Below are 26863 nucleotides of genomic sequence, written 5' to 3'. Positions count from 1 at the left end.
CACGGGCCGCCGCTTGGGGCCCCCCCCGGGCCCGGGGGGGGGGGGGGGGGCCCCGGGGGGGGGGGGGCGGGGGCCCCCGCGGGGTGGTGCGTCAGCGCTTGAAGGCGTCCTTGGCCTTCTCGCCGGCCTGCTTGAGGTCGCCCTTGGCCTGGTCGGCCTTGCCCTCGGCTTCCAGCCGTTCGTTGCCGACCGCCTTGCCCGCGGCCTCCTTCGCCGCGCCCTTGGCCTTCTCGCCGGCGTTCTGGATCTTGTCGCCCGTGCTCATGGTGGCCTCCCGACCGTCGGTTCCGACACTGTCGCCGTGCCGTATGCCCCGGTTCGCCGGAAAGATGCCTCTCCGTCCGGAACACCCCGCCACCGCACCGCCACCGCACCGCCGCCGCACCGTCGCGCGCTACAGCGGGAAGGTGACCCGGATCCGCTTGCCGCCGACGGGCAGCGCCTCGACGTGGCAGCTGTCGGAGAGGGCCTGGACGATGGCCCAGCCCCGGCCGCCGGCGGTGGCGGGGTCCCGGTCGTGCAGGGGCTGGGCGACCGGGTGGCGGTCGTCGGCGTCCTCGACCTCGACGACCAGCCTGGTCCCGCCGGGGGCGAGGCGGGCGACGAAGCCGGTCAGGCCGCCGCCGTGGCGCACGGCGTTGGCCACGAGCTCGGTCACCGCGAGGTGCGCGTCGGCCAGCACCCGGCCGCCGGGGTGCCCGGCGGCCTCCAGCAGCCGGGTGAGGGCGGCGCGGGCCTGCCCGGCCGTCCGCACGGCCGGTGCCGGCTGCCCTCCGGGGACGGCGACCTCCGGGGACGGCGGTCGGGCGTCGTGGTGGGACATGAACGACCTCGAATCGTCTACGGCACCGGGTGTGCCGGCTCGCGAGGCCGGACGTGCGGCGGGGACCGGTGGGCTTGTGCCCCGACGGGGGCGGATGATGCGGCCGGGACGGCACGCGGTCGGACGGGGTGCGGCCGGGGCCCGGCGGGGGCGGATCGGGTGGGGGCGGGGCGCGCTCAGACCGGGCCGGGGCCGGGGGCGGGCGGGGCCTGGGCGGCGGCCGCGCGGGCCTGCGGGAGGGTGTCGACGACGGTGAAGTAGTCGTCGGTGGCGGTGATCTCCAGCAGGCGCTGGAGCGCGGGCCCGAGCGGTCCGAGCAGGACCAGGGTGCTGCCGGACTCCTCCGCGCGCTGCTGCGCCAGCACCAGGGTCCGCAGGGCGGAGGAGTCGGCGAAGCTGACCGCCGAGACGTCGAGGACGAGGAGGCCGGTGCTGCGGGCGGCGGCGGCCTCCACCTCGGCGGCGAGTTCGCGCTCGTTGTCGTGGTCGAGGTCTCCGCGCAGGTGCAGCACCGTCGGCTCGGGCGTCCCCGGGGTGTGGTCGGTCATAGCGGCCATCGTAGGGCGCCCGGCGCGACTCCCGTCGGGCGCACGCGCCTTGGCGGCCGCCCGGGGCAGTTGCCCGGGGCGGTTGCCCGGGCGTCGAGCGGGCAGCCGCAGGCGCCGGGCGCGCACCCGGCACAATGGGCGACGGCACCGCGGCGGGCGGCGTCGGGTCGGAGGGAGGAACCCGGTGACGCGGGAGCGGTCTCGGGAGGTGTTCGGCGCCGATCCGGTGGTGGGCGCCGACCTGGCGCGGGTGGACTGGGCGGCCACGCCGCTGGGCGACCCGGCCCACTGGCCGCAGAGCCTGCGTTCGGCGGTGGACACCGTGCTGTCCTCGCGGTTCTCGATGTGGATGGCGTGGGGCCCCGAGCTGACGTTCCTCTGCAACGGCGCGTACCGGCGCGACACGCTGGGCGGCAAGTACCCGTGGGCGCTGGGCCGGCCGTTCCGGGAGGTGTGGGCGGAGGTCTGGGCGGACGCCCGGCCGCGGATCGAGCACGTCCTGACCGAGGGCGAGGCGACCTGGGACGAGGCGCTGCTGCTGTACCTGGAGCGGTCCGGCTACCGCGAGGAGACCTACCACACGTTCTCCTACAGCCCGTTGCGCGACGAGGCGGACGAGGTGGCGGGCGTGCTGTGCGTGGTCAGCGAGGACACCCAGCGGGTGGTCGCGGAGCGCCGGATGGCGACGCTGCGCGACCTGGGCTCCGACCCGGGGGCGGTGCGCACCGAGGACGAGTTCCTGGCGTTCGGCGCCGACCAGCTCGCCCGCAACCCGCACGACCTGCCCTTCACCCTGACGTACCTGTTCGACGGGCGGGGCGGCGCCCGGCTGGCCGCCTCCTCCGGCGTGCCGGACGGGCACCCGGCCGCGCCCGCGCGGATCGGGCCCGGCGAGGAGGGGCCGTGGCCGGTCGCGGTGGTCCGCGGCGGGGCGTCCGCGTCCCTGCCGCTGCCGGCCGGGGGCCCGTTCGCCGACCTGCCGCGCGGGGCCTGGGAGGTGCCGCCCCGGCAGGCCCGGGTGGTGCCGCTGAACGGTCCGGACGGCGGCGGGCCGAGCGGTTTCCTGGTCGTCGGCCTCAACCCGCACCGTCCGCCGGACGACGGCTGCCTCGGCTTCGTCGACCTGGTCGCGGACCGGCTGGCGGCGGGGGTCGCCAGCGCCCGCGGGCACGAGGCGCAGCGGCGGCGGGCGGAGCAGTTGGCCGAGCTGGACCGGGCGAAGACCGCGTTCTTCTCGAACGTCAGCCACGAGCTGCGCACCCCGCTGACGCTGATCGCCGGCCCGGCCGAGGACCTGCGGCGGCGGCTCGCGGACGCCGACCCGGACGTCCGCGAGGACGTGGAGACCGTCCACCGCAACGCGCTGCGGCTGGGCCGGCTGGTCGACACCCTGCTGGACTTCTCCCGGATCGAGGCGGGCCGGATGCGGGCCCGGCCGCGGCCGGTGGACCTGGCGGGGGTCACCGCCGAGCTGGCGGCGGTGTTCCGCCCGGCGCTCCGGCGGGCCGGGCTGGCCCTGGAGGTCGACTGCCCGCCGCTGAGCGCGCCGGTGGCGGTGGACCCGGGGCTGTGGGAGAAGGTGGTGTTCAACCTGCTGGGCAACGCCCTGAAGTTCACCTTCGAGGGGACGGTCCGGGTCCGGGTGCGCGAGCGGGACGGGCGGGCCCTGGTCAGTGTCGAGGACACCGGCGTCGGGGTCCCCGCCGCGGAGCTGCCGCGGCTGTTCGACCGCTTCCACCGGGTCGAGGACGTCCGGGCGCGCTCGCACGAGGGCAGCGGCATCGGCCTGGCCCTGGCCAAGGAGCTCGTCGACCTGCACGGCGGGACGATCAGCGCCGCCTCCGTCGAGGGGCGCGGCACCACCTTCACGGTCGACCTGCCCCTCGCGGTGGGCCACTCCCCCGTCCCGGCCGACCGTCCGGCCGTCGAGGCGGAGGCGTTCGTCCAGGAGGCCCTGCGCTGGGACGCCCACCCGGACGGGACCGCCGGAGCCACCGGAACCGCTGAAGCCGCCGGAGCCGCCGGAGCCGCCGGGACAGCCGGGACCGACGAGGAGTCCGGCGCGGGAGCGCACGTCCTGGTCGTCGACGACAACGCCGACATGCGCGACTACCTGGCCCGGATCCTGCGCGGGGCGGGCCACCGGGTCACCGCGGTCGGCGACGGCGACCGGGCGCTCGCCGCCCTCCGCGCCGCGCCGCCCGGGTCGGCGCCCGAGCTGGTGATCAGCGACGTGATGATGCCCGGCACGGACGGCCTGCAGCTGGTCGCGGCGCTGCGCGCCGATCCGCGCACGGCCGCCCTGCCGGTGCTGCTGCTGTCCGCGCGGGCCGGCCGGGACGACGCCGTCGACGGTTTCGAGTCGGGGGCCGACGACTACCTGGTGAAGCCGTTCGCCACCGCCGACCTGCTGGTCCGGGTGCGTTCGGCGCTGCGGCTGGCGCGGCTGCGCGAGCGGCACTCGCGCTGGCACGAGGCGCTGGTGGAGTCGCTGCAGGACGCCTTCTTCGTCTGCGACGAGGACGGCGCCGTGGTCCGGGTCAACGCGGCGTTCGGCGAGGTGCTGGGCTACGGCCCCGAGGGGGTGCCCTACCCGGCGCCGCACCCGTGGTGGCCGGACCCGGCGACCGACCCGGAGGGTCACCGGCGGGCGGCCGGGGCGCTGGCCGCCTCGCAGGCGGAGGACCGGGGCAGCGCCACCGTCCCGGCCGTGCACCGGGACGGCCGGCGGGTGTGGGCGCACGCCACCTTCAACCGGGTGACGGACCCGGCGAGCGGGCGCACCGTCACGGTGGGCACCTTCCGGGACGTCACGGCCGAGTACTACGCCGTCCAGCGGGAGAGCGCCCTGGCGGCGCTGACCGACCGCCTGGCCGGGGCGGCCGGGGCCGAGGAGGCGCTGGCCGGGGCGCTGGTGGAGCTGCGCGGGCTGTGGCGGGCCCGCCGGGTGCTGGCGGTGCGCTTCGACCGCGGCGGCGGCCGGCCCCGGCTGACGGCCGCCGGGCCCGGCCCGGACTGGGCGGGGCTGCCGGCGGAGCAGCGGGCGGCGCTGGCCGCGCTGGCCGACGCGCCCGCCCTCACGCCCGTCCCGGGACCGTCGTGGACGGGCCTCCGGCTGGAGCACCCCGACGGGCCGCTGGCCCTGGCGGTCGAGCTGGGCGGGCACCGGCCCTTCACCCGGGAGGACGAGCTGCTGCTGGCGCTGCTGGGCGGCCGGCTCGCCCAGGGGCTGGGCCGGGCGCACCGGATCGACCAGCAGCGCGAGACGGCGATCGCCCTGCAGCACGCCATCCTGGGGCCGGCCCGGCTGCCGGAGGGCTTCGCGGCCCGGTACGAGCCGGCCACCCCGCCGCTGGAGGTCGGCGGCGACTGGTACGACACCGTGCCGCTGCCGGACGGCCGGATCGGCGTCATCGTGGGCGACTGCGTCGGGCGCGGGCTGGCCGCGGCGGGGGTGATGGGGCAGTTGCGCAGCGCCTGCCGGGCCCTGCTGCTGCAGGACCACAGTCCGGCCCGGACGCTGGCGGCGCTGGACGCGTTCGCGGCGGCCCTGCCCGGGGCGGTGTGCAGCACGGTGTTCTGCGGCGTCCTCGACCCGGCCTCCGGTGAGCTGCGCTACTCCAGCGCCGGGCACCCGCCCGGGGTGCTGGTCCTGGCGGGCGGCGGCACCGAGCTGCTGGAGGAGGGCCGGGCCCTGCCGCTGGCGGTGCGGCCGGGGCGGCCGCGCCCGGAGGCGGCGGCGTTCCTGCCGGGCGGCTCGACGCTGCTGCTGTACACGGACGGGCTGGTGGAGCGGCGGCGCGAGAACCTGGCCGAGGGCATCGCGCGGGCCGGGCGGGCGGTCGTGTCGGGTGCGGGCCTGCCGACGGCCGAGCTGCCGGGTCACGTGACGGCCCGGCTGGCCCCCGCCGACGGCTACGAGGACGACGTCGCCGTGCTGCTGTACCGGCGGCCCGCCGCCCCGGACCCGGCCTGACCACCGCCCCGGCCCCGGCCCGATCGCCGCCCGGTCTCGGTCCGACCACCGCCTCCGGCGGGCCGCACCCCCGCCCCCACCTGGGGTTTTGCCCCCGTTCGCGAGGGCTGGGGTAGCCTCGCCCGGGGCCCGGTAGGACCGCCGTACGGGTGGTTCCCGGTGACCTGTGCGCTTGTTCGGTTGCCCGGCCGCACGGCGGGGCGTGGCAGGAGGCGGAGCTTTCGATGGCTGGCTCGACGACGTCGCGGGACGCGCGGCAGGGAGCGGTGGCCGACCGGTCGACGATCGGTGAGGCCGAGCTCCGTTCGCTGTTGGCGGGGCTGACGGCGGTGCGCGACGGGAATTTCAGCACCAAGCTGGCCGGGAACTCGGACGGTCTGCTGGGTGAGATCGCGACCGTGTTCAACGGCATGGTGGACCAGTTGTCGCGGTTCACCTCCGAGGTGACCCGGGTGGCCCGCGAGGTGGGCACCGAGGGCCAGCTCGGCGGTCAGGCCGTGGTGCCGGGGGTCTCCGGCACCTGGGAGGACCTGACCGACTCGGTCAACGCGATGGCGGGCAACCTGACCACCCAGGTCCGCGACATCGCGCAGGTCGCCACCGCGGTCGCCAAGGGCGACCTGTCGCAGAAGATCACCGTGGACGCCCGGGGCGAGATCCTGGAGCTGAAGAACACCGTCAACACGATGGTCGACCAGCTCTCCGCGTTCGCCGGCGAGGTCACCCGCGTGGCCCGCGAGGTCGGCACCGAGGGCATCCTCGGCGGCCAGGCGGACGTGAAGGGCGTCTCCGGGACGTGGCGCGACCTGACCGACTCGGTGAACTCGATGGCGGGCAACCTGACCGGCCAGGTCCGGGCGATCGCGCAGGTCGCCACCGCGGTGGCCGAGGGCGACCTGTCGCAGAAGATCACCGTGACGGCGCGCGGCGAGATCCTGGAGCTGAAGGACACCATCAACACGATGGTCGACCAGCTGAGTTCGTTCGCCGGCGAGGTCACCCGGGTGGCCCGCGAGGTCGGCACCGAGGGCCGGCTGGGCGGCCAGGCGGACGTCCGCGACGTCTCCGGCACCTGGCGCGACCTGACCGAGTCGGTGAACGTGATGGCCGACAACCTGACCGCGCAGGTCCGGGCGATCGCGCAGGTCACCACGGCGGTCGCCAAGGGCGACCTGACGCAGAAGATCCGGGTGGACGCCCGGGGCGAGATCCTGGAGCTGAAGGAGACCATCAACACGATGGTCGACCAGCTCTCCGCGTTCGCCGACGAGGTCACCCGCGTGGCCCGCGAGGTCGGCACGGCCGGCAACCTGGGCGGGCAGGCCACCGTCCGGGGCGTCTCCGGCACCTGGAAGGACCTGACCGACAACGTCAACGTGATGGCGTCCAACCTGACCGGCCAGGTCCGGTCGATCGCCCAGGTCGCCACCGCGGTGGCGCGCGGCGACCTCAGCCAGAAGATCACCGTCGAGGCGGAGGGCGAGGTCGCCGCGCTGGCCGGGGTGATCAACACGATGGTGGACACCCTGTCGGCCTTCGCCGACGAGGTGACCCGCGTGGCCCGCGAGGTCGGCACCGAGGGCATCCTCGGCGGCCAGGCCCGGGTGCCGAACGTCGCGGGCACCTGGAAGGACCTCACCGACAACGTCAACTTCATGGCGCACAACCTGACCTCGCAGGTCCGCAACATCGCGCAGGTCACCACCGCGGTCGCCAACGGCGACCTGACCCGCAAGATCGACGTCGACGCGCGCGGCGAGATCCTGGAGCTCAAGACCACCATCAACACCATGGTGGACCAGCTGAGTTCCTTCGCCGCCGAGGTCACCCGCGTCGCCCGCGAGGTCGGCAGCGAGGGCCGGCTCGGCGGCCAGGCCGAGGTGGAGGGCGTCTCCGGCACCTGGAAGCGCCTGACCGAGAACGTCAACGAGCTCGCCGGGAACCTCACCCGGCAGGTCCGCGCGATCGCCGAGGTGGCCAGCGCGGTCGCGGCGGGCGACCTGACCCGCTCGGTCACCGTCGACGCGTCCGGCGAGGTCGCCGACCTCAAGGACAACGTCAACGCGATGGTCGGCTCGCTGCGCGAGACCACCCGCGCCAACGAGGAGCAGGACTGGCTGAAGACCAACCTGGCCCGCTTCTCCGGCCTGCTCCAGGGCCGGCGTGACCTGGCCGTGGTCGCCGAGGCCGTGATGGACGAGCTGACCCCGCTGGTCGGCGCGCAGGTCGGCGCGTTCTACCTGGCCGAGGAGACCGACGGCGGCACCCTGCTGCGGCTGATCGGCTCGTACGCGTACCCGGACGGCGGGCGGCCCACCAGCTTCCGGCTCGGCGAGTCGTTCGTCGGGCAGGCCGCCCGCAGCCGGCGCACCATCGCCGCGGACGCCCTGCCGGCCGGCTACCTGGCGGCCTCCTCCGGCCTGGGCCGGACCGAGGAGCTGTCGCTGCTGGTCGTCCCGATCGTGGTGGAGGACCAGGTGCTCGGCGTGATCGAGCTGGCCTCGATCCGGCCGTACGCGGCCGTGCACCGGGCCTTCCTCGACCAGTTGATGGAGACCGTCGGCGTCAACCTCAACACGATCGTCGCCAACGCCCGCACCGACGAGCTGCTGGGCGAGTCGCAGCGGCTGACCTCCGAACTGCAGGCCCGCTCGCAGGAGTTGCAGGCCCGGCAGGAGGAGCTCCAGGCCTCCAACGCGGAGCTGGAGGAGAAGGCCGCCCTGCTGGCCGCCCAGAACCGGGACATCGAGACCAAGAACCTGGAGATCGAGCAGGCCCGGCAGGAGCTGGAGGAGCGGGCGCACCAGCTCTCGCTGGCCTCCACCTACAAGTCGGAGTTCCTGGCGAACATGAGCCACGAGCTGCGCACCCCGCTGAACAGCCTGCTGATCCTGGCCCAGCTGCTCGCCCAGAACCCGACCCGGAACCTGACCGCCAAGCAGGTCGAGTACGCGGGCATCATCCACTCGGCCGGCTCGGACCTGCTGCAGCTGATCAACGACATCCTGGACCTGTCCAAGGTCGAGGCCGGGAAGATGGACCTCAGCCCGGAGCCGGTGGCGCTGCGCAGCCTGCTGGACTACGCCGAGGCCACCTTCAAGCCGCTGACCGGGCAGAAGAACCTGGCCTTCACCGTCCGCACCTCGGCGGACGTGCCGGAGGAGCTGGTCACCGACGACTACCGGCTGCGCCAGGTGCTGCGGAACCTGCTCTCCAACGCGGTGAAGTTCACCGAGCGGGGCCGGGTCGAGCTGCGGATCGGCCTCGCGCCGCAGGACCGGGTCCCCGAGGGGGTGCGGCGCGGCGGACCGGTGCTGGCCTTCCAGGTCTCCGACACCGGCATCGGCATCGCGCCGGAGCACCTGGAGAGCGTCTTCGGCGCGTTCCAGCAGGCCGACGGCACCACCAGCCGCAAGTACGGCGGCACCGGCCTCGGCCTGTCCATCAGCCGGGAGATCGCCTACCTGCTGGGCGGCGTGATCACCGCCGAGAGCGTGCTGGGCAGCGGCAGCACCTTCACGCTGTTCCTGCCGGTCGCCCGTCCGGAGTTCCTCGCCCTGGAGGGCGGCCCGCGGGCCGGCTCGCCGGACGGGGAACGGGACGCGGACGCCGACGCCCCGGCCCAGGGCGCCGAGGAGAGCACCACGGCGCCGCAGCCGCGCCGGCTGCTGGTGGTGGAGGAGCGGGCGGGCGGCCTGCTGTCGCTGGTCGCCGAGAACGCCACCGCCGAGCCGCCCGGCCTGTCCGGGGGCGGGGACGGCCGGCCCCGGGTCGAGGTGGTCACCGCGGTCGGCGCGGCGGAGGCCGCGGCCGTGCTGGCCTCGGCCCCCTCGCACTGCGTGGTGCTGGCCCTCGACCTGCCCGACGGCGCGGCCCCCGCGCTGCTGCGCGACATGGACCGCGACCCCGCGCTGCAGGGCGTACCGGTGCTGGTCCACAGCAACCGGGGGACGACGGGCGGCGCCGACGCGCTCTCCCGCCCCGACGGCCGGCCGCTGGAGGTGATCTCCAGCCTCGACGAGCTGCGCGAGCGGATCGCCCTGCACATGAGCGCCGACCGTCCCGGTGACGTCCCGCTGGTGCGCCCGGCCCCGCCGGAGGCCCCCTGGGAGGCCGGGGACTCCGCGCTGAACGGCCGCCTGGTGCTGGTCGTCGACGACGACGACCGCAACCTGTACGCCATCACCGGCATCCTCGAACTGCACGGCATGCGGGTGCTGCAGGCCGAGAACGGGCGGGCCGCGCTGGAGACGCTGGCCGCCAACCCGGACATCGACGTCATCCTGATGGACGTGATGATGCCCGAGATGGACGGCTACACCGCCACCGCGGCGATCCGCGCGATGCCGCAGCACGCGGCGCTGCCGATCATCGCGGTGACCGCCAAGGCGATGGTCGGCGACCGGGAGAAGAGCCTGGGCTCCGGGGCCAGCGACTACATCACCAAGCCGGTCGACGCGGGCGTGCTGATCAGCCGGATGGAGGCCCACCTGCTCGCCCGGTAGCCCCGCCGACCCGTCCGCCCGCCCCGCCCGAGCCGCCAGACCGACCGCAGGAGTCCACGCCGTGCACCAGTCCCGGGAGTCCCGACCCGACCAGGGCTCGCCGACCGCGCCCGCCGCCGCCGGGCTGATCGGTGCCCAGCGCCACGCCGCGCCGGAGGCGGTGGAGGCGGTGCCGGAGGCCGCGGGGGCGGGCGCGGTGGAGACCGCGGCGGCCGGCGCGATCGGCCGGCTGGCGGGCACCGTGGAGCAGCTGCGCCGGCAGCTCGACGAGGCGCAGGCGCACGCCGCGGGCCGGTCGGTGGTGGAGATGGCGGTCGGCGTGCTGGTGGAGCGGCTGCGCTGCGGGCCGACCGAGGCCGCCGGGCAGCTGCGGCTGCTGGCGGAGCAGGCCGGGACGACCCCGCTGGAGCTGGCCGCCGGGCTGGTCAACCAGTCCGCCGCCGACAAGATCTCCGAGGCGGCCCGGGAGTTCGTGGCGCGGGCGGCGGACCCGGAGTCCGCCGAGGTCGGGGTGCGGCTGCGCAGCACCGAGGCGGACGCGCTGAGCGGCTCGGACACGGCGGCGGCGGCCCGGGCGATGCTGGAGCACGCGCTGCGCCCGCTCGGCGCGGTCGCGGTGGCGATCTGGGCGGCCCGGCCGGACCAGTCGCTGGCGCTGGCGGGCAGCGCGGGCTTCGCCGAGGCGGAGGCCCGCCGCTGGCGGCACGTCCCGCCGGGGGTGGTGACGGCGGCCCGCCGGGCGCTGGACGAGCGCGAGCCGGTGGCGTACCGGACGCTGGCGGACACGGCTGTCCCGACGATCGGCCGGCACGAGGCGGGCGGCGGCCGGGTCGCCGTGCCGGCCGGGGTCGGCGGCCGGCTGACCGGCGTCCTGGAGGTGTGCTGGCGCGAGGAGCTGCCGACCTGGTCGCAGTCGCTGGAGCGGCAGTTCGAGGTGCTGGCCGGGCTGTGCGCCGCGACCCTGGAGACCTGGCCGGACGGTGCCGGGGAGGACGGCCCCGGGTCCCGGCGGCTGGACGAGCTGGCCCGGCTGGTCGACGGCCTGCTCGACCCGTGCATGGTGCTGGAGGCGGCGGACGGCGGTGCGGTGCCGGTCTTCGTGATCCGGCACGCCAACCCGGCGTTCGTGGACTTCGCGGGCCGCCCGGCGGGCGCCGTCGTCGGCTCGCCGCTGCTGGAGGCGTACCCGCTGGCCGCGCGGCCCGGCAACCTGCTGGAGGCCGTGGAGGACGTGTACGCCACCGGGGCGCCGTTCAAGGACCCGCGGATGCAGCTGGCGGCGCAGGTCGACGGGGTGCCGCTGACCGCAGACGCGTACGTGTCGGTGAGCCGGCACGGCGACCATGTCACGGTGCTGTGGCGGCTGGAGGACAGCACGCCGAAGATCGCCCGGCTGCTGCACCACGCGCAGCGCCTGGGCCGGATCGGCGGCTTCGAGGAGGACCTGGACGCCCGCCAGGTGGTCTGGAACGACACCCTGTTCGAGCTGTACGGGCTGCCGGCGACCGCGGCGCCGATCCCGCTGGGCCTGCTGGCCGAGCACGCCCACCCGGACGACCGGGACGCGGTGGGCCGGTTCCTGCGCACCCTGCTGCACCACCGGCGGCCGGCGTCCACGGCCTTCCGCCTGCAGCGCGCCGACGGGGTGACCCGGCACATCCGGGTGGTGGCCGAGCCGGTGCACGACGACCGCTCGCAGCGGCTGGGCTCGGTCCGCGGCGCCTACCAGGACGTCTCGGCGCAGCACTGGACCGAGGTCGCCCTCGCGGCGACCCGCGACCAGCTGGCGCAGACCGAGCAGCAGGCCGCCGAGCGGCACCGGCTGGTGCTGCAGCTCCAGCACGCCATCATGCCGCCCAGCGCGGGCCCGCGGATGCTGAACAACCTGGAGGTGGCCGTCCGCTACCGCCCGGCCGAGAAGGAGCACCTGGTCGGCGGGGACTGGTACGACGCGCTGCCGCTGCCCTCCGGGCAGGTGCTGGTGTGCGTCGGCGACGTCGCCGGGCACGGCATCGAGGCCGCCACCGGGATGGTCGCGCTGCGCAACGCGCTGCGCGGCCTCGCCGCGACCGGGGCGGGCCCGGCGCAGCTGCTGTCCTGGCTGAACAGCGTGACGCACCACCTGACCGACAACGTCACCGCCACCGCGGTCTGCGGCCTGTACGACCCGGAGCGCCGCCGGCTGCGCTGGGCCCGGGCCGGCCACCTGCCGCCGGTGCTGACCCGGGGCGGGGCGGCCGAGTGCCTGCCGCAGGTGGACGGCATCCTGCTGGGGGTGGTCGACCGGGCCGACTACCAGGAGAGCGAGATCGCGCTGGAGCCGGGCGACCGGCTGGTGATGTACACCGACGGCCTGATCGAACGCCGCGACCAGGGCCTGCACGCCTCGCTCGCCAACCTGGTGGCCCTCTCCGAGGCCGCCCCCCGCGAGGGCGCCCTCGCGCTGGACTCCCACCTCGACCACCTGCTGCGCTTCAGCGGCGCCGACACCGACGACGACACCTGCCTGGTCGGCATCGAGGTGCGCTGAGACCGGGGCCGGGGCGCTACCGCTCGTAGGGGAAGCGGGCGACCTCCGGCTGCCGGGCGAAGAAGGTCTTGGCCCGGGTCAGCGCCCGCTCGTCCGCCAGGACCTGGCCGGGCGCGCTGCCGTTGCCCAGCAGGACGCCGCCGAAGCGCATGCCCATGTAGGCGGCGGTGTGCTGGAGCGTCAGTTCCAGCGGGCGGGCGACCTCCTCCTCGGTGTGCGCCAGCACGGTGACGCCCCACAGGGTGCGGCCGGCCATCCGGTCCCGGAAACCCGGGTCCGGGGTGCGCTGCCACTTCGACCAGTGGTCGAGGTAGCGCTTGGTCGCGGAGGAGAGCGAGTACCAGTACAGCGGCGAGGCGATCACCAGGTCGGTCGCCGCCAGGGTGGCCTCCCGCAGCAGGTCCTCGTCCCCGCTTGCCGGGACGGCCGCCGGACCGTCCGGCGCGTGGCGGGCGTCGACGTACTCGGGCAGGTCGAGCGCGGCCAGGTGCAGCCAGCGCTGCCCGGTCCCGGCCGGCAGCTGCTCGGCGGCGGCCCGGGCCAGCGCCTCGGTGTTGCCGCCGGTGCGGGCGCTGCCGAGCAGGAAGAGGAACGAACGGGTGGTCATCTGCGGCTCCGGCGCGGGTCGTTCCGGCGGGCGGCTGCCGCGCCGGGGGTGCACCGGACCCCAACCACCGCCGCCCCGAGGGCATTCCGAACGAGAGGGCCTAGGCCATGACCGACCGGGCCGCGTCGAGGAACGCCGGCCGGTTGTCCTCCAGGTAGTCCCGCACGCTCTCGCCGTCGGGCAGGCCCTCCCACACCGTCCGGTTGAGGTCGAGGAAGTACGCGCGTGCCGCGTCGTGCACGGGGAGGGGGAACTGGACGCGGATGAGCCGCTCCGCGACCCACAGCCTGTTCATGACGCCCTGGGTCGTGAGGTACCAGGCGTGGGTGTCGTCCCACGCGGGGGGCCGGCTGAACGCGGAACGCTCGGCTTCGGCCGCCACCTCGATGAACCGCTCCAGCAGCGCCAGCCGTTCCGCCCGCCGGGCCTCCGACAACGCGCTCGACTGCCGTTGCCGCTCGGCACGTTCCGCCGACGACTGGGTCCTGTGCTGGACGAGGTAGGACAGCATGTCGCCGAGCACCACGCCGCCCAGGGATATGAGGGACACCCAGACCTGAGCTGACCTGACATGGTCGCCATGTTCCCACGCGGTGCGGCCGCCGTGATCACCACGGCCACGGCGGTGGCACCTGCGCACGTCACGTCCCCTGGGGGGAGTTTTGAGCATCCGTCGGTCGATGGCCGCCGCCGTCTTCGTCGCGGCCGTCTCCGCACCCACCGTCTTCGGCACCGCACAGGCGATGGCTGAGACCAGCCCGACCGGCCGGTCCGCCCCGGATGCCGCCGTCCCCGACGCCGAACCGACCCCGGCCTCCGACACCCGGGCGGCCGCCGGCACGACCGGCACCACCACCGCCACCACGACGACCACCAGCACCGACACGCAGCTCGCGTCCACCGGCACGGATGCCCCGGCCGGCTCGCTCGCGCTCGGCGCCGGTGCGCTGGTGGCCGCCCGCCGCCGGCGGGAGTCCTGACCCGCCGCCGCCGGCCGTCCTCGCGCGGCGGTGGGTTCGTACGGGTGCGCAGGGGGTCCGCCGCGGCCGTGCCGTCAGGCGGGGCGGAGGAAGAGTTCGTCGGTGTAGCACCAGGCCCAGTCCTCGCCCGGCTGGAGCGAGCGGGCGATGTGGTGGCCGTCGCTAGTGCAGGCGTGCCGGTGCGCGTGCTGTCGGGGCGAGCTGTCGCAGCAGCCGACGTGCCCGCAGCTCAGGCAGGCCCGCAGGTGCACCCACGTGCTGCCCTCCCTCAGGCAGTCCTGGCAGCCGGCGGCCGGGTCGGCGGGCACGTCCCCGAGTCCGTCCAGGTGCTCGCACACCGGTTGGACGACGAGTCCCCGGTCGGTCGCCACCTGCCATCCACGTTGCTCGTTCACCCGTCCCAGGGTAACCGTCCACACCCGCCCCCGACCAAGGTGAACGGACGCTCGATTGTCATGTCGTCGGCCCGGTACCGGGAGTACAGCGGTCCGTGCTGTGCCGAAGCACGATAGGCGCCACCGAGGCAGGCGCGCTGTGACCGACCGGTACGCCGAATGGAGCGCGCCAGTCTGACCGTCGGGACAGTTCTTGTGCCTTGACACGCCGGGGCTCGCAGCTCCAGGCCTGGCGGCGCGATGCCTGACAGCTCGGCCTGTCGGCTTGTGGCGCCGGCCACCGGATCCTCCGGGAAGTCAGGGCAGACGGTGGACCGAGGGCAGAGGTGGCGCCGGCGCCGCGGAACGCCCGCCCCGAGCCGAGAGGACGCCGTGTCCTACCTTGTCCGACCGCCCCCGGACCTTCCGGCGACCCGTCACCGGTGGCGCATGATCTGCTCCAGGATCATGATGGCCGGCCCGGCGTGGCGGATGACGAACTGCGCGGCGGCCAGCCAACGGCTGTTCTTGAGCTTGGCGAGGCCGCGCCCTGCGCTGGTGGTGACGGTGCCCTTGCTCACCCCATGCCGACGGGCCGTCTCCTCCGCCGAGTAACCGTGCATCTTGTGGTCGACCAGGTAGGCGCGTTCCTTCTCAGGGAGCTCGGCGAGCGCCTTCTCGATGTCGATGCCCTCCTCCGCCGAGATCGCGTCCTCCGGTGCCGGGGCGTCGGGCAGCTCGCCGTCATAAGAGACGTGCTCCTCGGTGTACTCCTTCGCCCTCCCCCAGATAGCACGGCGGGCGATCGTGTACTGGACCCGCTCGGGGAAGCGCATCGTGTCCATGCCCTTCCAGACCTCCACGAAGGTCTCCTGGACGACGTCCTCCACAACCTGGTCGCCGAGGTGGCCGGCCCGGCGCCGCACGAAGGCCGTGATCCGGCGCTCCTGCAGGAGGTGAAACCGGGCGAAGGCGGAGGTGACGCGCCAGCAGTTGCCGCACCAGCGCAGCGGGTCGGCGTGCGCATCAGCAGGCGGGCGCGCATCGGACCGCTCGGTTTCACAGGACAGGCAGGCAGGGTGGGACGGGGTCATCAGGGCCTCCGCGGATCGTGCCGCACCGGGGATCGGTCGGTCATTCACCCGGTACGTGTGCGGGAGCCCACGCGAACGGACGACAAGGTCGACCAAGATCTTTCAGGGCCATCCCCTCCGCGCCTGTCGGGCAACCATCGTCCCGCAGAGGCTCGTTCCGGGTGCCCACGACCACTGACGGGCACAAGGCACGGCCCGTTTCCGGCGCCCCTGCTTCAACGAGGGCCCCGGCCAGGGTGAGCCCAGGAGGTGACAGATAGCGCGCCGACCCGGTGACAACCGTCATGCTTTGCGCGACCGAATCTCCACGTCAGTGGACACCGGTGGTGATACCTACCGTGCTTCGGTACACGTGCCGGAGCCTGAGATCTGCCACTGAGGCGTGCTTGTCGTCACCACCGGGGCTCGGATGCTCCTGCGGACACGGAACTCCCGGCGCTGACGGCGATGGCGCCGTCCGCGCCATGAGGTTTACTCCTGGGGGTGGAGACCACCGCCCGTCTCGCCGCGATCGAGGAGCGGCTGGGCCCCTCCCTTCCCGGCGACTAATGGCTGCTGGCGGCGTGCTTCGACTGTTCGGCGAGCGAGTTCGTGTACCGCATGCTGACCGACAGCCGCCGCCCGTACTCCATCGCCGACTACTTCGAGACCCACCGGTTCGACTCGCGCGAGCAGGTCGATTCGGAGAACTGGCCTGTTGTTCGGATTATGGCTGTGCACTGGTTGGTTCAGCGTGGGCACGCGGGCGCGTAGGGGATGCCGGGGGCGTGGCGGGCCCATTCGTCCTTGGTGATGTCGCCGCCGACGAGGGTGCAGAGCTGGGCTGCGACAGCGGCGGGGTCGTGGTCGAGGAAGGTGACGGATTCGTTTCCTCCGGAGAGGGAGACACGGCCGGAGAGGGGGACGAGCTGTATGTCGGTGCCGATGCTGCTGTCTGGTTGGAAAGCCGTGATCGCTTTCGGGTTTGCGGGGTCGCGGATGTCCCACAGCTGGATGCCTTGGCTGCCCGATGCTGCCAGGAGGTGTTTCTCGGGGTGAAGAACGAGGGTCTGGAGGCTGCCGATGCCGGAGGTGGCGAAGGTCGACATGGTTCTGGGGTGGGCAGGATCGCTGATGTCGAACAGGGTGACGGTGGTGTTGGAGGGGCCGGACGCCGCGACCAGGTGGAGAGCGCTGTCGAGTGTCAGCTGGCTGCCCGAGTTCTCGGAAAGCCGGACGGTGTCGCGCAGGTGTCCGTGGTCGAGCGCGTACAGCTGGAGCGGGACGTTGTTGCGGCTGTTGTGTCCGGTGCCGACGGCGAGACCCGGCACAGTGGCAAGCGACCCGTAGAGGGCACCTTCTACCGGGGAGTCGCCGGAGTGCTGCGGATTCCCGGGGTCGGCGATGTCCCACCAGGCGATGTTGTCCGCTGTGACGACGAAGGCGGTGTCACGGTCGGCGATTCCGGCCGCCTTGTCCTTGACGGGAATGGGTAGGGTGCCGGTCCGGTGGGCTGTCCGGCTGTTGGCGACCTGCCACAGGTGGAGTTCGCTCGCGGTCTGGACGGCAACCTTGTCGCCCTCCGTGGTGACGCCGATGAAGGAGATGAAACCGCTGGTGCCGACGCTGAAGTCGGCGTGGTCGAGGGCGAGGCCCGGGGCGGGGGAGCTCGGGTCGCTGATGTCCCACAGCCGGACGGCACCGTCGTGGTCGACGGTCAGCAGGACGGTCGGCCCCACGAAGAGCACGAGCTGCGGTGATGCCTCGGTGGTGATCGTGCCGAGCGGTTCGGGCTGGCCGGTGCCGGTGATGTTCCACAGGCGTACCTCGCGGGGCATGTCGGTGGTGCGAAAGCTCGGTCTCGGTCCGCTCCTGACGGCAGCCAGCCGCCCGTCGGGGCTGAACGCCCACTCCTGGGAGTCCGACACCCGGGCGCCGCTGATGTGCGGCAGCGGGTCCGTCCACAAGCGCACGGCCCCGTCTGCTCCGCCGGTCACGATGCGGCCGTCGCGGGTGTGGGCGAGGGTGGAGACGCCGAACCCGATGCCGGCGCAGGCACTGGGGAACGTCGCATCGGGCCCGATCTCCGCGGTGTCGAATCCGCACAGCGAGCCCCTGCCGTTGGAGGCGTCGATCGCGCCGTAGGCGACCGACAGGCCACTGGTGCTGACAGAGACGCTGCTGAAGTCCGTGGAGTCGATTTGGGGGTAGTCGATGACGGCCTTGGCGGTGTCCGCGGGGTTCCAGACGTCCATGTGCGAATCGCCGACCGCGATGAGCCATGTGCCGTCGGGTCCGAACGCCAGGGACTGGTAGCCGCGGGCGATCGTCGCTCCGGCACGCGGTGCGGTGGGCGTGGTGAGGTCCCACAGCCTGGTTGCTCCCCCCTGGTTCGTCGTGGCCAGCAGCCGTCCGTTCGGCGCGAAGGCGACTGCGCCGACCAGATTCCCGCTGCCGTCGCCGGCCAGCAGATCGACGAGCTGAGGGTGAGCGGGGTCGGCGAGCGACCACAACAGGGTCGGACCCTTCAGCGTGGCGGCGGCCAGCAGGGAGGCGTCCGGGCTGAAGGCCAGGGAGGAGAAGCGGTAGTCGTCGACGGCCAGACGCTCCACGGGGGCCGGCGGCAGTGCTGACAGGACACGGGGATGCTGGGGATCGGCGACAGAGGTGAGGCACAGTCCACTCTTGTCGACGCACGCGGCGGCCAGCAGGGGGCTGGCGGGCGCCAAGGCAATCGCAGATGCCCTGCGGGTGGCGAGCGTGGCTTGCAGCACCGGGACGGCCCCCACGTCGGCCGTCCACACGCGGACCGAGGCGTCTTCACCCGCTGCGGCAATCAGCGGACCGCGGCTTTGAGCCGCGACGCGCAGCACCGGGCTTCCGGTGGCGGCGATCACCCGGTCCACGGGCTGGCCCAGCGCCGCGTAGAGCTGGCTCGCGGTTCTCGGGGTCGGTGCGGTCCGGTAGGCGGCCACCGCGAGCTGCGCGGCGCTACCGGGATCAGTCCGAACGAGGTTGGCGGCATCGGCGGCGAGGGCGTCGGCGCGGGTGAGGGCGACGTTCCGGGCGGCCTCACGGTCCGCTCGCCGCGCGTCCGCGGCAACATTGGCCGTGATCAACGCCAGCGCACAGACGGCGGCGAGACCACCGGCCAGCAGGGCTCGCCGTCGGCGTTGGCGCCGACGGCCGCGGGAGAGGAACTCCCTCACCGCCTCGCCGAGTTCGCCCTGGCGCGAAGGCAGCCACTGGGTGCTGGCGGCCAGAGCGGTGCGCCGGGGCAGCATGTCGTCGGGCCCGCCCGCGCTCGCCCAGCGCTCCATGTCGCGCTGGGCGCCCTCGCGCCAGGCCAGGAAGGCGCGATCAGTCACCACGCGGTCCCGGGTCTTCGACCAAGCGGTGATCAGTGATTCGTGGACGAGCTCTGCGCTCTCCGCCCCGCCGGCCCCCCGGATCACCAGAAGCCGACTGGCCGCGAGGCGTTCGGCGACCTCCCACTCCGCAGGGTCCGTCTCCCGGCGCAGCACGGTGCGGCGCACCGGTGCCGCAGTTCCCAGCGGTAGGCTCACGAGCCGGGTCAGCAGCCGTTCGCCGCCAACGGTGTCCTCTGCCCCGACCGCGGCAGCCCACGCCTCGTCCGCGTACCTGCCGAGGGCTCCCGCGACTCCGCCCAGTGCGCTGTAGTCGCGGTGGGCGATGAGCGCTCCGCCGCGTGCCTTCCACAGCAGGTCGAGGGTGAAGCCGAGCAGGGGCAGGACCCCGGGCCCGGTGCCGGCGTCAGCGAGGATGCGCTCGGGGAGCGCCTCCTCGTAAGCGACACCCGGCACGGCGTCGATCGGGCGGCGGACCGCCTCGCCGAGCTGGTCGGGAGTCATCGGGTCGAGCGCCTGGACGCGTCGGCTCACCAGTGGGCCCAGCCGGGGGTGGACCAGGGCCGCGTCCAACAGGTCGGCGCGGAGCGTGGCCAGCACCGCCACCGCCGGCGTGGCGTTTGGCCCGGCAAGCACCTCCGCGACGGCGTCGACGTCCTCGTCGGCGAGCGCGAGCAGTTCCTCCAGCTGGTCGACGACCAAGAGCAGTCGCTGCCCGGAGTGCAGGTGCAGGATGCGATGTGCTGTCTCCCGCAGGCCCCGTTGCTGCAGCTCTGCGGCCAACTCGGAGATCCGCTCTGCCCGTTCGGCCTCGGTGGGCTCCGGCCCGAGAAGGGGCAGCAGGGCAGCGGCCAGGGCCCGCAGACCGCTGTGGTACCAGGCGAACCTGACCACCGCTGTCACATCGCCGCGCTTGCGCCTGCGGGGGACGACACCCGCCATGGCGAGGGAGGACTTGCCGCAGCCCGAGGGCCCGACCAGGGTGGTCCACCGCTCGGTGCCGACGACCGCAGCGACCTCGTCGGCGTCCGCGTCCCGGCCGAAGAACACCGCCGCGTCCGCTTCCCGGAACGGCGACAGCCCCCGAAACGGCGACGGCGGCAGAGCCAGCTCCTGCAACTCGGGCCAGGAGGCGAAGAGCGTCGACGCCGGCAGGAGGTAGCTGACGGGAGGGTTGCCGGCCTCGGCAACCGCCATCAAGCCCACCACCCCGCCCAGCTCCTGGTCCCAGACCGCGCCGCCGCTGAACCCGCCTGACACCCGGTAGCCCTCGCCTGCGAGGTCCAGCTGCACCCAGCCGTCGGCCTGGCGCCCGCGCAGCACTCCCGCGTGCCACACCCCGCCCGGCCGGCCCTGCGGAAGACCGAACACCCTCGCCGAGTGCCCCCACACCTCCTGCGGGCCCGCTTGGAGGAGCCGCACTGGCCGGGTCCCGGCAAGCGGGGCGTCAAGTTCAAGGATCGCCAGGTCCGCGCCCACCGGCTGCGCCGGCCCCCAGACCTTCAAGGTGGCCCGGCCCTCCACCGCCTCACCAGGGCGCGGCCCCGACAGCGGGGCGTCGAGAGCCACCTCGACGCCGTCCAGCGGCCTCTCGCCCACCGGGATGCCCAACGCGCTGCTCACCACGTGCGCGCAGGTGAGGACCAGCCGCTCGCTGACCAGGAACCCGACACCGATCGGACCGGCCGACCTGCTGTGAACACGTACGACCGCCGCTTCAAGTGCGCCCGCGTCACTGCCCGCCGAGGCCCCCCGCGCCCTCACGCGGGCAGGACCGGCTCGGCACCGCCCTGCGCGGGGCGCCACGTCATGGAGACCTTGAAGTTCGCCTCCGCAGCCGCCGAGGAGACCACCAAGTCCGCCTCCGCCGACATCGTCAGACCGAACTCAAGCGACACTTCGTCGGGTCGCTGCGCCATGGAGCCGAGCCCCGTGACGAACTCCTCGGCGACGGGGCGGATATCGGCGAGCATCTCGCCCAGTGACCTGGCGGCGCGGCGTGCCAGCCGTTCGGGCCGGGACACCTGCACCAGCCCGTCCTCCTCGACCGAGACCTCCACCTTCACCGACGTGTTGCCGACCGGAAGCTCCACCAGGTGCTTCATAGCGTTCGCCCCTCCCCTGCTCTCGCCTGGGTCCGCGAGTGCGCCGCGACTCCTGCCCTTCGGACAGGTCAGGACATCGCGAATGCCGACCAAATCATCACCATAGAACCGGAGTTGACTAAACATCGGCAAAACGTCGAAGCGGAACCTGCTTGCCGCGGATCACCTGCGGTCCCCTCGCGCGTGCACCTGCCATGGGCACGCGGTCGGGGCCCTTGCGCGCGTGACGGCTCCGCGGGCACGGGCCGCACGGACCGGAGCAGGTCGTCGTACCGGCTGATGTCGGGGTCAGTCAGGAGAGTACGGAGTTCGTCGGTGGCGGGGGTCGGTGACCAGGCCCAGCCAGGCCGGACCGGCGCCGATGCGTACCTCGGGCGGTCGTCCCGGGCCCGACCAGGGGTTCCGGGACCATCCGGGAGCGTGGTCGTCCTGGTGTTCGCGGGCGAGTTGGGCGATCTCCGGGATCAGGCCCACCCGAACCACCGCGTCGTCTTCGTTCGCCGGCCTCAACCGCAGGGCCGAGGAGACGCGTGGGGTCTCGCCGGTCGCCCCCGCCAAGACGTAGGCGGTCACGGAGCGGGCCTCGGGGTCGGGGCTGTCCAGAAGCGGGAGCAGGAGAGGCAGGTCGTCCGTGAACGCTTGCCGGGCAGTCTGGATCGTCCGGTCCGCCGGGTACGTCGTGCTGCCCTCGAATCGTCAGCGGTTCCTCGTCCCCTTGGAGCAAGTGCCCCGGCCGCGGTCGTACCGCCCTGGTGGTGAGGATTGATCCAGAGCTGCCGCAAAGCCCCGTAGGCGGCCTTCGGCAGCTTCGGAGCCGAGCATTGTAAGGAGACCGGGGATCTCCTCACCCGGGGCGACTGCCGGTTCTCGGTGACCTCGACGGCGAAATCGGAGGACGTCAGGCAGGTGTTTGGGCCGATCGAGTCCAGGCTGTCGATGACCGACTGGTCGTCGAACTCTGCCCAGCCCGCGAAGGGCCTGTCCGACGAGGGCAAGCAGGAAGGCCGCACCGAAGCCCGGTGCCAGGGCCTTGTGGCGGACGAAGCGCCCGGCGCGCCGGGGCGGGGAGCCGCCGCCCGTCCGGGGGCCGGGGTCACCGGTGCATCGGTGTCCCACCAGGGTGACGAAGGCCAGTCCGGCGAGGACGGCGAGCAGGACGGTCGTGAACATCGTCCGTACGGGTCATCTCGCCTTGAGGTCGCGCTGGAAGGGCTTGGCCGGCTGCGGTTCGCAACCGGCCGAGGTCACCTGCCAGCCGTCCTGGAGCCGGGCGGGGAACAGGGTGTCGTCGGCGAGGACCACCTGCGCCTGATCGCTCCACACCTCGGTGCGGGCGGCCGCGCCGCCGGGTCAGGCGTCCGGGTCGGCCGCCGCCTGCTGCCGCTCGGCGAGCTGTCCGCACCCGGCCGACGCCACCGGCGCCGGCAGCAGCACGGCAGCGCCCGCACGCCGGTCCCCGACCATCCGCACCTGCAGCTCTCGTCCCCCGGCGCACCGGCCCGGCACCCGAAGGGCGCCCAGGGCGTTCGAGGGCCTGGGCTCGGGGCTACTGGTCGAGGATGCCGACGGCGTGGGCGATGACGAGCAGGGAGGTGATGAGGGCGGCGACGCTCTCGACCGCCATCAGGGCCTTGGCCCGGGTGCTCAGCGGCATGGTGTCGGTCGGGCTGAACGCGGTGGAGTTGGTAACCGACACGTAGAGGTAGTCCATCAGCGTGGGGACCCAGTCGCTGCTGCGGCTGGCGCCGTCGGCGACCTCCTCGACGGCGTCGTGGTTCTCGTCCTGGGAGAAGCGGAAGTCGGCGAGCGGGAGTTCGGAGCGCTCCGCCTGGGTGCGCACCACCGGGCCGCCCCGGTCGAGCTCCCAGAACGCCAGGCCGAAGACGATGATGCCGGTGGCCCACACCTGGAGCGCGGCGAGCAGCAGCGGGCCGCCCTCCTGGGCCTTGCTGGTGACCATGGCGTTCACCAGCAGGCCGAGCGAGACGAGGTTGCTGATGCCGATGAGGGCGACCAGGGTCAGCGAGCCGATCCGGGAGAAGCGGTTCTGCCGGGTCATCCGGCGCGGGTTGACCGCGATCAGCGGGATCAGCAGCAGGAGTTCCAGGCCGGGCAGGACGAAGCGCGGGACGAACAGCAGCTGTTCCGGCAGCACCAGGTAGAGCAGCATCGCCGCCAGCGTGGCGAGCACCGCCGGCAGCCGGGCCTCCCCCCGCCGGTCGTGGCGTGGCGAGCGCCGCCGCGCCCTCGTCCGGTAGTCGTTGAGCCGACGTTCCCCGTCGTCCATGCACGCACCTCCTGGTCGGAACCGATGCCACCCCCCGCATGCCCGGCCCGGCGCCGTCCACGCCCGGTGCCCGTGCCGGCCGGGCGGCTGCGCGGCATGGAGCCCGCTCCCACCGGGCAGCCGGTGTCCGGGCGGCGACCGGCCGGCGACCGGCGTCCGGCGTCCGTCCCGTTGGTCCGGTGCGTCGATCGAGAGGTGGGATCCCGTGAACGACTCCTCGGGTTCGGGCGGTGGGCCCGGCCGGGACGAGAGCCCGGCGGAGCGGGCCGACCGGCAGTGGAACGAGATGCTGCAGGAGGTGCGGGTCGCCCAGACCGGCGCCCAGATCCTGTTCGGCTTCCTGCTGAGCGTCGCCTTCACGCCGCGCTTCGCCTCGCTGGACGCCTTCGACCGGAACCTCTACACGCTCACCGTGGTCCTGGGCGCCTGCGCGACCGCGTCGCTGATCGCCCCGGTCTCCTTCCACCGGCTGCTGGCCGGGCACCGCCTGAAGCCGGTCCTGATCCGCACCGGCTCCCGCCTGATCGGCCTCGGACTGACCCTCCTCGCCCTGACCATCGGCTGCGCCCTGTTGCTGCTGCTGCGCACCGCGACCGGGAACGCGACCCTCGCCGCGGCGGTGGCGGGCGGAACGGCCGCCTACTTCGGGCTGACCTGGCTGGCGCTGCCCTTCCTGGTGCTGCACCGGGAGGAGCGCCGCGACGGCGATCGGTGAGCGCCCCGCGACCCGCGACCCGCGACCGGCGACGGCCCCACGACCGACCAGGTCGTGGGGCCGGGCCGTCGTGGGGCCCCGCCGGTCAGCGGGCGGCGCTGGGCACCTGGAGCGGGTCGCGGGTGGCGGTCTCCTTGGCCGCCGTCAGGCGTTCGCCGAGTTCGAGGAGGCGGTTGCGTCCCATGGCCTTGCGGACCTCGGGGAACCAGTCCTGCTCCTCCTCCTGGACGTGGTGGCGGACGTTCTCCATCAGGACCGTCATCTTGGCGTCGAACCGCTCGTCCTCGGGGTCGAGGCCGGCCAGTTCGGCCAGCAGCCACACCACGACGTGGTGCTCCTCGACACTCTCCAGGACGTGGTCGGAGGTGTCGGGGGCGGCTTCGCGCGCGGCCGGGTAGAAGACCTCCTCCTCGATGACGGTGTGCGCGGTCAGCTCCTCGATCACCTGGTCGACGATCCGGCGCTTGGTCACGAAGGCCCGGTCACCGGCTCCCTCGAACTCCTTGAAGAGCTTCTCGACCGTCCGGTGGTCTTCCTTCAGCAGCACGATCGCGTCCATGAGGGCGCTCCTTCTTCCGTAGGGGCGGACGGCCGTCGGCTACCCCGGACAGGACGGGGCAATCCGGGCGGTCGTTTGCGGGAGCGGGGGGTCGGGCAGCCGCCGGGCAAGTGACGGAGACCGGAGGGAGTGACGGGCGCGATGAAGGCGGCGGCGGTGGTGTACAAGCCGGTCGGCATGGCGGTGGGGGCGTTGGGCGGGGTGGCGGCCGGGGCGGTGTTCAAGTGGGTGTGGCGGCGGGTCGCCCGGGAGGACGACGCCCCGGACGCGACCGACGAGGACCGGGGCTGGCGGGAGGTGCTGGTCGCGGCGGCGCTCCAGGGGGCGGTGTTCGCGCTGGTGAAGGCGGCGCTGGACCGCTCGGGGGCGGCGGCCTGGCGCCGGGCGACGGGCGTGTGGCCGACCGGCCGGGGCTGAGTGCGGCGGGCCGGTGGCGGGATCACCCAGTCGGCCCCGTGTGGACGGGGCGGTCGGGGGTAGCCGCCGGATGCCCCCGAGACGGGCGAGACGGGACAGGAGAGGAGCAGCCATGACCACGCGGGACGACGGCAAGGACCGGGCCGCCGAGGACGCACCGGGCGAGAGCGTGCGGGAGCGGTCGGCCGAGGAGCGCGAGATCACCGCGCCGACCCCGGCGGACGTGCGGGCCAAGGCCGCGGGCCGGGACGGCGGCGACGAGGATCCCGAGCCGCCGGCGGCGGACAGCCAGGCCCCCTGACGCCGGGGCGCGCTGACCGGTCGGTGCCCGGCCCCCACTGCGGTGGGGGCCGGGCACCGGCCGGTCAGGGGGCGTCCGGCGGCGGGGTGAGGAGGGCGGAGAGCAGTTCCGCGATGGTGGGCCCGGCGTCGGCCGGGTGGCGCAGCTGGCCGTCGATGACGTGGTAGTGGTTCGTGCGGCCGTGGCGTTCGTGCGAGAGGTACCCGGCTTCCTCGAGGTCGGCGATGATGCGCTGCACCGCCCGCTCGGTGAGCAGGCAGCGGGCGGCTATGTCGCGGACCCGGATGCCGGGGTCGCGGTAGATCTGGATCAGCACCCTCGCGTGGTTGGTCAGGAACGTCCACTGGCGGCTGGTTTCGGTGGTTCTCTGCACGTTCCAAGGATAGGTACGGTGATTCACGACTTCGCATGCATGACATAATTTTCGTGCATTCATTGACGTGTATCAGCCCGGCGGGGAGAGTGGGACGTGCCGGTCCCCCGCGGCACCAGGAGGCGAAGTGGTGGAGTGCCCGACCCGCACCCAGCTCGAACAGTTCACGGCCGTGCTGACCGGCGGCACCGGTGCCGTCGCGGCCCTGCCGCCGCAGCTGCGGTACGCGATCGCCGGAGTGGCCGCCTACCTCGCGGCCGTCGAGGACGGCGCCCCGGCCGCCGGCCACCTGCGGGAGAACGCCGTCGCGCTCTGGGACGCCCTGCGCGCGGCGGCGGTGGCCGTCCCCGTGCCCGACCCGGTGCCCGCGTCCTGACCCGGCCCGAGTGCCACGGCGGGCGGCCCACGTGCCACGGCGGGCGGCCCGGATGCCGAGGTGGCGGACCGGGGCGCAGCGGCGGTCGGCGCCGGACGGCGGGGCGGGCGCGGGCGGCCCCGGGGAGGGCCGCCGGGGCGCGGGTGCGCGTGGTGCGGGTGTGCGTGGTGCGGGCCCCGGACCTGCGGATCGAGACCCGGCGCAGCGGCGGCACCGTCCGGTGCGCGCTGGTCGGTGCCCTGCACCAGGACAACCAGGAGGCGTTCGTCCGGGCCCTGGCCCGGGGGCTGCGGGCCCGCCCGGACCGGCTCTCGGTGGACCTGCGCGCGGTCGACCTGTTCACCTCGGCGGGCCTGGACGCCCTGCTGCGGGCCGGGCTGGCGGCCCGCGTGCTCGGGGTGGCGCTGGCCCTGGACTCGCCCTCGCGCTGCGTGCGCCGGGTGCTGGAGCTCACCCGGTCCGCGCCGTACCTGCCGGTCGAGAGCGGCGGCCCGCTGCGGGGGCGCCGCCGCGCGGACCGTAGCGGGCCGCCGGAACGACCGAGGGCCGGCCGGAGTCCGGCCGGCCCGCGCGGTACGGGTGCCCTCAGGCGGCGGTGGAGGTGAGGTCGGTCCCGGAACCCCGGCGCACCAGCAGGGCGCGCCGCTCGTCCTCGGTCAGGCCGCCCCAGACCCCGTAGGGCTCCCGGGTGGCGAGGGCGTGGCGCCGGCACTCGAGGCGGACGGGGCACCCGGCGCACACCCGCTTGGCGGCCTGCTCGCGCTCCCGGGCCTCGACCCGGCCCTCGTGCGCGGGTCGGAAGAAGACCTCGCCGCCGACGGTGCGGCAGGAGCCTTCGAGCTGCCAGTCCCAGTGGTGCGTCTGTGCGCCGGGGAGGCGGGAGACCATGGTCACGACGGTGCCTTCCGAACGGAGAGAATCGAACAACCGCCGTCTAACCGCCCCG

At 74.3% G+C, this 26863-nt stretch carries 23 protein-coding genes; 9 read left to right on the top strand and 14 right to left on the bottom strand.

Annotated elements, in window-relative coordinates; all coding sequences use genetic code 11:
- Positions 1-91 precede the first annotated feature (91 nt).
- The 3 genes from ACZ3J7_RS27875 to ACZ3J7_RS27865 all read right to left on the bottom strand — a co-directional run bounded on the left by ACZ3J7_RS27875 (position 92) and on the right by ACZ3J7_RS27865 (position 1371).
- Positions 92-265: a CsbD family protein gene (locus ACZ3J7_RS27875; protein WP_465625680.1), complete on the bottom strand. Its 174-nt coding sequence runs from the start codon at positions 263-265 to the stop codon at positions 92-94.
- 129 nt (positions 266-394) lie between these two features.
- Positions 395-823 (bottom strand): ATP-binding protein, encoded by a 429-nt coding sequence (locus tag ACZ3J7_RS27870; RefSeq protein WP_465625678.1) that lies wholly within the window; start codon positions 821-823, stop codon positions 395-397.
- A gap of 176 nt (positions 824-999) precedes the next feature.
- On the bottom strand, positions 1000-1371 hold the full coding sequence (locus ACZ3J7_RS27865; RefSeq protein ID WP_465625676.1) for an STAS domain-containing protein: 372 nt from the start codon (positions 1369-1371) through the stop codon (positions 1000-1002).
- Positions 1372-1579: 208 nt separating this feature from the next.
- Here ACZ3J7_RS27865 and ACZ3J7_RS27860 point away from each other — a divergent pair, with 208 nt between their 5' ends.
- The 3 genes from ACZ3J7_RS27860 (at position 1580) to ACZ3J7_RS27850 (ending at position 12382) form a co-directional block, all read left to right on the top strand.
- Positions 1580-5347: a SpoIIE family protein phosphatase gene (locus ACZ3J7_RS27860; protein ID WP_465625792.1), complete on the top strand. Its 3768-nt coding sequence runs from the start codon at positions 1580-1582 to the stop codon at positions 5345-5347.
- A 224-nt stretch (positions 5348-5571) separates the two neighbouring features.
- Positions 5572-9852: a HAMP domain-containing protein gene (locus ACZ3J7_RS27855; RefSeq protein WP_465625674.1), complete on the top strand. Its 4281-nt coding sequence runs from the start codon at positions 5572-5574 to the stop codon at positions 9850-9852.
- 61 nt (positions 9853-9913) lie between these two features.
- Positions 9914-12382, top strand: coding sequence for a SpoIIE family protein phosphatase (locus tag ACZ3J7_RS27850; RefSeq protein WP_465625672.1), 2469 nt, complete (start codon positions 9914-9916; stop codon positions 12380-12382).
- Positions 12383-12398: 16 nt separating this feature from the next.
- On the opposite strand, the gene ACZ3J7_RS27845 is transcribed toward ACZ3J7_RS27850, so the two are convergent.
- Together ACZ3J7_RS27845 and ACZ3J7_RS27840 are read right to left on the bottom strand one after the other, a co-directional pair.
- Positions 12399-12989, bottom strand: a complete 591-nt coding sequence (locus tag ACZ3J7_RS27845; RefSeq protein ID WP_465625670.1) for a flavodoxin family protein — start codon at positions 12987-12989, stop codon at positions 12399-12401.
- Between the two features lie 100 nt (positions 12990-13089).
- Positions 13090-13500, bottom strand: a complete 411-nt coding sequence (locus ACZ3J7_RS27840; RefSeq protein ID WP_465625791.1) for a hypothetical protein — start codon at positions 13498-13500, stop codon at positions 13090-13092.
- 151 nt (positions 13501-13651) lie between these two features.
- Here ACZ3J7_RS27840 and ACZ3J7_RS27835 point away from each other — a divergent pair, with 151 nt between their 5' ends.
- The gene (locus ACZ3J7_RS27835) at positions 13652-13969 is read left to right on the top strand and encodes a hypothetical protein (RefSeq protein ID WP_465625668.1); all 318 of its coding nucleotides are present in this window, start codon (positions 13652-13654) and stop codon (positions 13967-13969) included.
- 74 nt (positions 13970-14043) lie between these two features.
- Here ACZ3J7_RS27835 and ACZ3J7_RS27830 read toward each other — a convergent pair whose 3' ends face one another.
- The 6 genes from ACZ3J7_RS27830 to ACZ3J7_RS27805 form a co-directional block, all read right to left on the bottom strand.
- Positions 14044-14307: a UBP-type zinc finger domain-containing protein gene (locus tag ACZ3J7_RS27830; protein WP_465625789.1), complete on the bottom strand. Its 264-nt coding sequence runs from the start codon at positions 14305-14307 to the stop codon at positions 14044-14046.
- Positions 14308-14780: 473 nt separating this feature from the next.
- Positions 14781-15437, bottom strand: a complete 657-nt coding sequence (locus ACZ3J7_RS27825) for an RNA polymerase sigma factor (protein ID WP_465625666.1) — start codon at positions 15435-15437, stop codon at positions 14781-14783.
- Positions 15438-16165: 728 nt separating this feature from the next.
- On the bottom strand, positions 16166-20431 hold the full coding sequence (locus ACZ3J7_RS27820) for an nSTAND1 domain-containing NTPase (RefSeq protein ID WP_465625787.1): 4266 nt from the start codon (positions 20429-20431) through the stop codon (positions 16166-16168).
- A gap of 113 nt (positions 20432-20544) precedes the next feature.
- Entirely contained in the window at positions 20545-20889 is a 345-nt protein-coding gene (locus tag ACZ3J7_RS27815) for a CU044_2847 family protein (RefSeq protein ID WP_465625664.1), read from the bottom strand.
- Between the two features lie 1182 nt (positions 20890-22071).
- Positions 22072-22212: a hypothetical protein gene (locus ACZ3J7_RS27810; protein ID WP_465625662.1), complete on the bottom strand. Its 141-nt coding sequence runs from the start codon at positions 22210-22212 to the stop codon at positions 22072-22074.
- 223 nt (positions 22213-22435) lie between these two features.
- Entirely contained in the window at positions 22436-23176 is a 741-nt protein-coding gene (locus ACZ3J7_RS27805; protein ID WP_465625660.1) for a hypothetical protein, read from the bottom strand.
- A gap of 205 nt (positions 23177-23381) precedes the next feature.
- On the opposite strand from ACZ3J7_RS27805, the gene ACZ3J7_RS27800 reads away from it, so the two are divergent.
- Positions 23382-23891: a DUF6328 family protein gene (locus tag ACZ3J7_RS27800; protein ID WP_465625658.1), complete on the top strand. Its 510-nt coding sequence runs from the start codon at positions 23382-23384 to the stop codon at positions 23889-23891.
- An 85-nt stretch (positions 23892-23976) separates the two neighbouring features.
- Here ACZ3J7_RS27800 and ACZ3J7_RS27795 read toward each other — a convergent pair whose 3' ends face one another.
- The gene (locus ACZ3J7_RS27795; RefSeq protein WP_465625656.1) at positions 23977-24450 is read right to left on the bottom strand and encodes a hemerythrin domain-containing protein; all 474 of its coding nucleotides are present in this window, start codon (positions 24448-24450) and stop codon (positions 23977-23979) included.
- A 141-nt stretch (positions 24451-24591) separates the two neighbouring features.
- Between ACZ3J7_RS27795 and ACZ3J7_RS27790 the strand changes: the two genes are divergently transcribed.
- Together ACZ3J7_RS27790 and ACZ3J7_RS27785 are read left to right on the top strand one after the other, a co-directional pair.
- The gene (locus ACZ3J7_RS27790) at positions 24592-24867 is read left to right on the top strand and encodes a DUF4235 domain-containing protein (protein ID WP_465625785.1); all 276 of its coding nucleotides are present in this window, start codon (positions 24592-24594) and stop codon (positions 24865-24867) included.
- 112 nt (positions 24868-24979) lie between these two features.
- Entirely contained in the window at positions 24980-25168 is a 189-nt protein-coding gene (locus ACZ3J7_RS27785) for a hypothetical protein (RefSeq protein ID WP_465625654.1), read from the top strand.
- 64 nt (positions 25169-25232) lie between these two features.
- Here the strand turns inward: ACZ3J7_RS27785 and ACZ3J7_RS27780 are convergent, their stop codons facing one another.
- On the bottom strand, positions 25233-25541 hold the full coding sequence (locus ACZ3J7_RS27780; protein ID WP_465625652.1) for a helix-turn-helix transcriptional regulator: 309 nt from the start codon (positions 25539-25541) through the stop codon (positions 25233-25235).
- Between the two features lie 130 nt (positions 25542-25671).
- Between ACZ3J7_RS27780 and ACZ3J7_RS27775 the strand changes: the two genes are divergently transcribed.
- A complete protein-coding gene (locus ACZ3J7_RS27775; RefSeq protein WP_465625650.1) occupies positions 25672-25917 on the top strand; it encodes a hypothetical protein in 246 nt (81 codons plus the stop codon).
- Positions 25918-26060: 143 nt separating this feature from the next.
- Entirely contained in the window at positions 26061-26522 is a 462-nt protein-coding gene (locus ACZ3J7_RS27770) for an STAS domain-containing protein (RefSeq protein WP_465625648.1), read from the top strand.
- On the opposite strand, the gene ACZ3J7_RS27765 is transcribed toward ACZ3J7_RS27770, so the two are convergent.
- On the bottom strand, positions 26503-26811 hold the full coding sequence (locus tag ACZ3J7_RS27765; RefSeq protein WP_465625646.1) for a WhiB family transcriptional regulator: 309 nt from the start codon (positions 26809-26811) through the stop codon (positions 26503-26505). The genes ACZ3J7_RS27770 and ACZ3J7_RS27765 overlap by 20 nt on opposite strands.
- Positions 26812-26863: the final 52 nt, after the last annotated feature.

The sequence above is a fragment of the Kitasatospora sp. NPDC015121 genome (assembly GCF_055562955.1).
The sequence above is the reverse complement of the archived record's forward strand: the minus strand, read 5'-3'. Positions and strand labels throughout refer to the sequence as shown.